This window comes from Streptomyces sp. NPDC056738 (assembly GCF_042790435.1).
Lineage (GTDB): Bacteria > Actinomycetota > Actinomycetes > Streptomycetales > Streptomycetaceae > Streptomyces.
Genome location: NZ_JBHTZF010000021.1, coordinates 118,223 through 124,555, shown reverse-complemented (window position 1 = coordinate 124,555; position 6,333 = coordinate 118,223). Strand labels below are relative to the sequence as shown.

Below are 6,333 nucleotides of genomic sequence, written 5' to 3'. Positions count from 1 at the left end.
GCTCCGCGGGCCCGGCACCCCGCGGGGCGCGTCGGTGGGGGTGCGGGGGGGGGGGCCCCGACGGGGCGGGGGGCCGGGGGGCGGGGCCGGCCGCCGCGTCGTTCCCCTCCGGTCCTTCGACTACCCGGCCCGGCTCGCGCTACCCCTGGGTCCCCTCGCCCTGCAACCGGCCCAACTGGCTCTGGAACCAGTCGAGTCGGGCCTGGAGGAGAGCGGCCTCCGCGACCAGCTCGGGCACCCCGAGACCGGCCGCGGCGCCCGCGAGGCAGACCGCCGCACCCCCGGGGCCGGCCAGGACGCCTCCGGGGCCGGCCAGGACGCCCCCGGGACCGGCCGCGACTCCCCCGGAACCTTCGACGCCGGCCACGGCAGCGCCGCCGACCCGGACCCGCAGACCCTCACCGGCCAGCCGCGCGAAGGAGGCGAGCGAGAGCGACGTACGACCGCGCACGCAGCCCGCGCACGCGGCACTCAGGGCGCGCCAGCCCGGACGTCCCCAGCCCGCGTCCGCCAGCGCCGCGGCCGGTGCGCCGCAGCCGCAGGGGCCGACGGTGGCGCCGCGGACGCGTTGGCGGGCGTAGCGGAATCCCCGCTCGAAGCGGATGTAGGCGCCGAGGACGGAGACTTCCAGGAGCACGGCGGCCCGGTGTTCGGCGGTGCACAGCATCGCCTCGGCGACGGCGGACTCGTGCACGCAGTGGAAGCCGCAGTCGCAGCGGCGGTGCGGGGCGCGGTGCCGCCGTCCGTAGACACAGCGCGCGTCGTCCAGTACTCCGTACGGCAGCGCGCCGCCCAGCGATACGCCGGTGAACCCGGCCCGGGTGCCGTCCTGCGACAGCACCGGGTGGGCGATCTTGTATCCGGTCGGCGGCTCCGTCGGGCGTTCCTCGGGGAGCCGCAGCCTCATCGTCCGGCCGGAACCTCTTCGACCGGGGCCGCCTCCGACTCCTCGACCAGGTCGGGGAGTTCGGCGATCCCCGAGGCCTCCTCGTGGGTGCGAACCTGTTCCTCCGCCACTCCGGTGGCGAGTGCCTTGCCGAGCCTCATGACGCCTCCCGCGGTACCGACGAATGCCGTTCAGGTCATGGTGACCCATGACGCCCCGGTTTGGCACCAGTGCCTCGCTCATCCCCGCACCCGAACTATGTAGCACTCGTTGACGACATCTCGTAGAAGATTTAAGTGGAGCTTCACAATGGAGTGGCCGACACTACGTTCATGACCGCTCCGAGGACCGCTCCCGCGACCGCCGCCTCCGCCGCCCCGGCCGGCAGGCCCCTCTCCGCCGCCCCGCACCCGGCCCGGCCCGCCGCCCCCTTCGGCCGCGCCCTATGCGCGATGGTCACGCCGTTCACCCGGGCGGGCGAGCTGGACGTCGACGGGGCGCGGCGGCTCGCCGCCCGGCTGGTGGCCGAGGGCTGCGACGGGCTGGTGCTGTCCGGGACGACGGGTGAGTCGCCGACCACGTCGGACGCCGAGAAGGAGACGCTGGTGCGGGCGGTGCGGGAGGCCGTGGGCGACGACGTGTCCATCGTCGCGGGGGTCGGGACGGCCGACACCCGGCACACCGTGGAACTGGCCGCGGCGGCCGAAAAGGCCGGAGCGGACGGGCTGCTGGTTGTCGCGCCGTACTACAGCAGGCCTCCGCAGGACGCGGTCGAGGCGCACTTCCGGGAGATCGCGGACGCCTCGGGGCTGCCGCTCATGCTGTACGACATCCCGGGGCGCACCGGGACACGGATCGAGCCGGAGACGATGATCCGGCTCGCGGGGCATCCGCGGATCGTGGCCGTGAAGGACTGCGCGTACGACCTGCTCGGCACCCAAAAGGTTTTGGCCGAAACGGAGTTGGCGTACTACGCGGGCTGCGACGAGTACGTCCTCGTGCTGTACGCGATCGGCGCGGCCGGGTACGTCAGCGCGGTGGCGAACGTCGTGCCGGGCCTGATGCGGGCCGTGCTCGACGCGTTCGACGGCGGCGACACGGCGGCGGCGGCCGGGCTGATGCGGCGGGCCCTGCCGCTGATCGAGGCGATGATGGCGGCCGGCCTGCCGGGCACGGTCACCGCGAAGGCGCTGCTGGCCGCGCTCGGGCTGCCGGCGGGCCCGGTCCGGGCACCGCTGCGGCCCGCCGACCGGGAGACGGCCGACGGGCTGCGGGCGGTGCTCGCCCGGGTCACGGACGATGTCGCCGTGGCCTAGGGCGTGTCGGACGGGTGTCGGACAGGCCCCCGTCGGAGCGGACCACCGGCGTGGGCTCAGCGCTCGGCGAAGAGGGGTTCCCAGCGCCCCGCCGATCCGTCGGTGCCCTTGAGGAAGCCGCTGAGCGGCACCTCCTTGTCACTGCCGATGGTGACCAGCACCAGCCGACTGTGGAACTCGTTCTTCTCGCCCTTGGCGATGTCCCAGGCGATCAGGGACTTGTCGTCGACCCAGGCGAGGAGCTGCTGGCCGTGGATCTCGGCCAGGTGCTTGCCGGTGCGCGCGTCGAGGATCCAGGAGGAGGTGTACCACTTCTCGCCCGCGAAGTCCCCGGCCATCTTGGTGCCGTCGGGCGACAGGCCGGCCTCGACGAACCAGGTGCGGTAGCGCTCTTCGGGGGGTGCGCTCACCTCCCGGCCGGACACGTCGTAGAAGCGATCGCCGTGGTTGATCGACTGCAGGCCGGTGACGGTCCTCCCGTCGCGGCAGAACTCGAAGTCCTGGCGAAGGTTGAGCTCGTTGCCCTGGTCGTCCCGTTGCACCCCCACGTCGGCCCAGGAGCCCTTCCCCGACAACACGTCGAAGACATAGAAGCCGGTACGGGAGGGCTTCAGCGACACGGGAATCCTGTCGATGTCGTCCATCTTGATGCGCTTGTCGGGATTCGCGCTGTACGTCGTCGCGAGGAGCCTCGTGCCGTCGTGCGAGAACTCCAGCCCGCCCACCGGGTGGTCGACCGGGATCCAGCGCTCGACCTTGCCGCTCCCGAGGTCGAGCAGCCCGATCCGGTGTGCGGGCAGCTTCCGCTCCAGTACGGCGGCGGTCCGCAGCCCGGGGGCCACGGCGACCCACGACCACCTGGTGTCCTTCTCGTAGTGGCCGGACTTCGGGTCGAGCAGCCAGTAGGTGCGCACAGCGGTGCCTCTGCGGACGCCGTCGTGGGCGCTCTGCCAAACGGTCTTCTGGGTGTAGTACGCGGCCAGCACCGTCCTCCCGGCCGCGACCAGCGAGCGCACCGGTGACTGTGCCGGGTGCGCCGAGGGCGTCGGGTGCGTGGCGGCCGGTGTGGGGTCCACCGTGCCCGAGGGCCGTACGTCCTGCCTGCCGGGGTCCAGGCCCGGCACCGCGATCAGGGCGGTGAGCACCGCGGCCGCGGCGACAGCGACCGATGCCAGGCGCCGGGTCCGTCGGCGCCGGCGGACGGCGAACACGCGGTCGGCGAATCCCGGCGGCGTGCGCTGGTCGTCCTCGGCCTGCTCCCGGAACGTGTCGCGCAGAAGTTCTTCGACGTTCACCGGTGTACCTCCACGGGCGAGAAGTCACGGGCCGGCGGCTGCGGTTCGTTTCCCGGGCCGAGCGCGGCCAGTTCGGGGGCGAGCGTCCGCAGCCGGGCGAGCGAGCGATGGGTCGTGGAGCGCACGGTTCCGACGGAGCAGCCGAGGAGCCGCGCCACGTCGGCCTCGGGCAGGTCCTCGAAGTAGCGCAGGACGAGCACCGTGCGCTGCCGCGCGGTGAGCCGGGCCAGCGCACCCCGCATGACGATCCGCAGTTCGGCTGCCGCCGAGGCGTCCGTGGCGGGAGTCGCGGGGCCGGACGTCTCGGGCGGTTCGGCGACGCTCAGCTCCCGTCGCGGCCACTTCAGCCGCCAGCGGCTCACCTGCTGCCGGTACAGGATCCGCCGTACGTACGCCTCGGGTTCGTCGATCCGGTTCCAGCGGCCCGCCACCTTGATCAGCGCGTTCTGCAGCAGGTCCTCGGCTGCGTGCCGGTCTCCCCCGCTGAGGAGCACCGCCGTCTTCAGCAGCGCGGACGACCTGTTCGCCACGAAGTCCCGGAAGGTCTCATCCGCTTCGGCATCCATCGTCACCTTCTCGTCCCCGGTGGCCCCTTGTGACCCACCCCTGTGACCCTGGTGACGCGCGCCGCCACCCCCCGCTATGTCTCCGGGACGAGAAAATCACGCCCGCCCCCGCCGCCCGCGTCCTCTACGGTGACCGGATGAGCCGACCGCTGCTGTTCCTCGACGTGGACGGCCCGCTGAATCCGTACGCGGCACCCGCGGAACGGCGGCCCGCCGGGTACACGACGATCCGCGTGGCGCTGCACCCCGGCCGGCCGCTGCGGGTCTGGCTCCACCCCGGCCACGGCCACACCCTTCTCGCCCTCGGCTACGAGCTGTGCTGGGCCACCACGTGGATGGACGCGGCGAACCGCTGGATCGCCCCGGTGATCGGCCTGCCCGAACTGCCCTGGGTCGACTTCACCGGCGCCCTGTTCACCGAGCGCCCCGACGGCGTCCACTGGAAGACGGAACGCATCGTGTCCTACGCCGCGGGCCGCCCGTTCGCCTGGGTCGACGACGAACAGACCCCGCCCGACGAACGGTTCGTGACCGCCCACCACCCGGCCCCGGCCCTCCTGCACCATGTGAACCCCCGCGTCGGCCTGAGCGAACCGGACTTCGAGGCACTGAGGGAGTTCGCGTCCGGGCTGTGAGACCACCGGCGCCGGGCCGTGCGCCGGCGGGCCGTGCGCCGGCGGGTCCGGTGCGGGGTCCGTTCCGGTCGGCCGGGGCCGCTTGTAGTGCACGGTCCCTGGACGGGGCTCACACGGTGAGGTGCCGCTCGGCGCCGGGGCCGTCGGCGGTCGCCGGCTCGGCTGTGATGCCGTGCTGCTCGTCTTCGGGGCGGCCCTTCCTGGGCAGCAGGAAGGTGATCGCGAGAAAGACCACCAGCAGGCACGCCTGGACGATCAGCGCGCGGTGGAAGCCGCCGGTGAAGTCACCGGTCCTGGCCCGGGCGAAGAACACCGAGCCGAAGACCGCGACGCCGATGGAACCGCCGACCGCCTGGACCGCCGACAGGACGCCGGAGGCGGATCCGATCTCGTCGTCGTCGACCGCGGCCAGGATGAAGCCGAACAGCGCGGCGATCACCATGCCGGCGCCGACGCCCGCCACCGCCACGCCGGGAACGATGTCCCCCACCGAGAACGCGGCGGCATCGAGGCCGTCGAGCTCGAACCACAGCACGGCCGCGCCGACGAGCTGGACCAGCGGTCCGATCTGCAGCACCTTGCGGCCGATCCTGTCCGCGAGGAACGCGCCGCTGACCGCGCCGCCGATCGCGGTTCCCACCGCGAGCGGCAGGTTGCCCAGTCCCGCCTCACCGGCGGTGAAGTGCCGGCCGATCTGGAGGAACAGGGTCAGCACGAGCTGGGTGCCGATGAGCCCGCCGAAGAACAGGGCGATGCCGCCGAGCCCGACGGTGAAGGCCGGCTTGCGCAGCAGGCCCGGGGTCACCAGCGGCTCGCGGCCCGCGGCGGCCGTGCGGCGCTGCTGAAGGGCGAAGAGGGCGAACCCGGTCACCGAGGCGGCCATGGACAGCCACGTCCACAGCGGCCAGCCGTCCTCCTGCCCCTGGTTCAGCGGCAGCACCAGCAGAGCGCAGGAGATCACGACCAGGGCGGCGCCGGTCATGTCGACCCGTACCGTGCGGTCGCCCGCTCTCCTGGGCACGAACCTCGCGGCGACGATCAGTGCCGCGATGCCGATGGGCAGGTTGACCAGGAACACCGACCGCCAGCCCAGGCCGAGGAAGTCGCCCTCGATGAGGAAGCCGCCCAGGACCGGGCCGACGATGCCGCCGAGGCCGAGGACGGGTCCGAAGATCGCGAAGACCTTGGTGAGTTCGGGCCCGGAGAAGTTCTCCCGCAGCAGGCCCAGGCCTTGGGGCAGCAGCATCGCTCCGGCGACGCCCTGCAGCAGGCGGAAGGCGATCAGCGACCCGATGTCCGGCGCGACCGCGCACAGCAGCGAGGCCGCGGTGAAGGCCGCGAGTCCAGCCAGGAACATCCGGCGCCGGCCGTAGCGGTCGCCGAGCCGCCCGCCGAGCACCAGACCGGCGCCCAGGGTGAGGGCGTAGCCGCCGATCACCCACTGCAGTCCGACGGAACCGGCGCCGAGGGACTGCTCCAGGTCCGGCCCGGCGACGTTGACGATCGAGGCGTCCAGGAGATCCATGATCTCCGCGACGATCATCACCGCCAGGATCAGCCACCGTCGGCGGTAGGGCTCGGTCGTCTCGTCGGGAGTGGGGGACGGGTCACGCACGCCAGATACCTCCATGGTGA

General features: G+C 73.0%; 7 protein-coding genes. 2 read left to right on the top strand and 5 right to left on the bottom strand.

Features of this window, described 5'->3' with window-relative positions:
- Nucleotides 1–139 precede the first annotated feature (139 nt).
- Complete coding sequence (locus ACFRIC_RS37770; RefSeq protein ID WP_382795982.1) at nucleotides 140–907, bottom strand: hypothetical protein; 768 nt, start codon at nucleotides 905–907, stop codon at nucleotides 140–142.
- Complete coding sequence (locus tag ACFRIC_RS37765; RefSeq protein WP_382795979.1) at nucleotides 904–1,047, bottom strand: hypothetical protein; 144 nt, start codon at nucleotides 1,045–1,047, stop codon at nucleotides 904–906. The genes ACFRIC_RS37770 and ACFRIC_RS37765 overlap by 4 nt, the downstream gene beginning before the upstream one ends.
- 171 nt (nucleotides 1,048–1,218) lie before the next feature.
- Here ACFRIC_RS37765 and dapA point away from each other — a divergent pair, with 171 nt between their 5' ends.
- The gene (dapA, locus tag ACFRIC_RS37760; protein ID WP_382795977.1) at nucleotides 1,219–2,202 is read left to right on the top strand and encodes a 4-hydroxy-tetrahydrodipicolinate synthase; all 984 of its coding nucleotides are present in this window, start codon (nucleotides 1,219–1,221) and stop codon (nucleotides 2,200–2,202) included.
- A 56-nt stretch (nucleotides 2,203–2,258) separates the two neighbouring features.
- Here dapA and ACFRIC_RS37755 read toward each other — a convergent pair whose 3' ends face one another.
- On the bottom strand, nucleotides 2,259–3,497 hold the full coding sequence (locus tag ACFRIC_RS37755) for a WD40 repeat domain-containing protein (protein ID WP_382795974.1): 1,239 nt from the start codon (nucleotides 3,495–3,497) through the stop codon (nucleotides 2,259–2,261).
- Entirely contained in the window at nucleotides 3,494–4,063 is a 570-nt protein-coding gene (locus ACFRIC_RS37750; protein WP_382795971.1) for a SigE family RNA polymerase sigma factor, read from the bottom strand. Before ACFRIC_RS37750 ends, ACFRIC_RS37755 begins: the two co-directional genes overlap by 4 nt.
- A gap of 137 nt (nucleotides 4,064–4,200) precedes the next feature.
- Here ACFRIC_RS37750 and ACFRIC_RS37745 point away from each other — a divergent pair, with 137 nt between their 5' ends.
- The gene (locus ACFRIC_RS37745) at nucleotides 4,201–4,698 is read left to right on the top strand and encodes a hypothetical protein (protein ID WP_382795968.1); all 498 of its coding nucleotides are present in this window, start codon (nucleotides 4,201–4,203) and stop codon (nucleotides 4,696–4,698) included.
- Between the two features lie 109 nt (nucleotides 4,699–4,807).
- On the opposite strand, the gene ACFRIC_RS37740 is transcribed toward ACFRIC_RS37745, so the two are convergent.
- Nucleotides 4,808–6,313 carry an MFS transporter gene (locus tag ACFRIC_RS37740; protein WP_382795966.1) on the bottom strand — a complete coding sequence of 502 codons (1,506 nt, stop codon included), beginning with the start codon at nucleotides 6,311–6,313 and terminating at the stop codon, nucleotides 4,808–4,810.
- Nucleotides 6,314–6,333 lie beyond the last annotated feature (20 nt).

Coding starts and splice junctions, on each gene's coding strand:
- ACFRIC_RS37770 (WP_382795982.1), bottom strand. CDS start 907: ATGAGGCTGCGGCTCCCCGAGGAACGCCCGACGGAGCCGCCGACCGGA.
- ACFRIC_RS37765 (WP_382795979.1), bottom strand. CDS start 1,047: ATGAGGCTCGGCAAGGCACTCGCCACCGGAGTGGCGGAGGAACAGGTT.
- dapA (WP_382795977.1), top strand. CDS start 1,219: ATGACCGCTCCGAGGACCGCTCCCGCGACCGCCGCCTCCGCCGCCCCG.
- ACFRIC_RS37750 (WP_382795971.1), bottom strand. CDS start 4,063: ATGGATGCCGAAGCGGATGAGACCTTCCGGGACTTCGTGGCGAACAGG.
- ACFRIC_RS37745 (WP_382795968.1), top strand. CDS start 4,201: ATGAGCCGACCGCTGCTGTTCCTCGACGTGGACGGCCCGCTGAATCCG.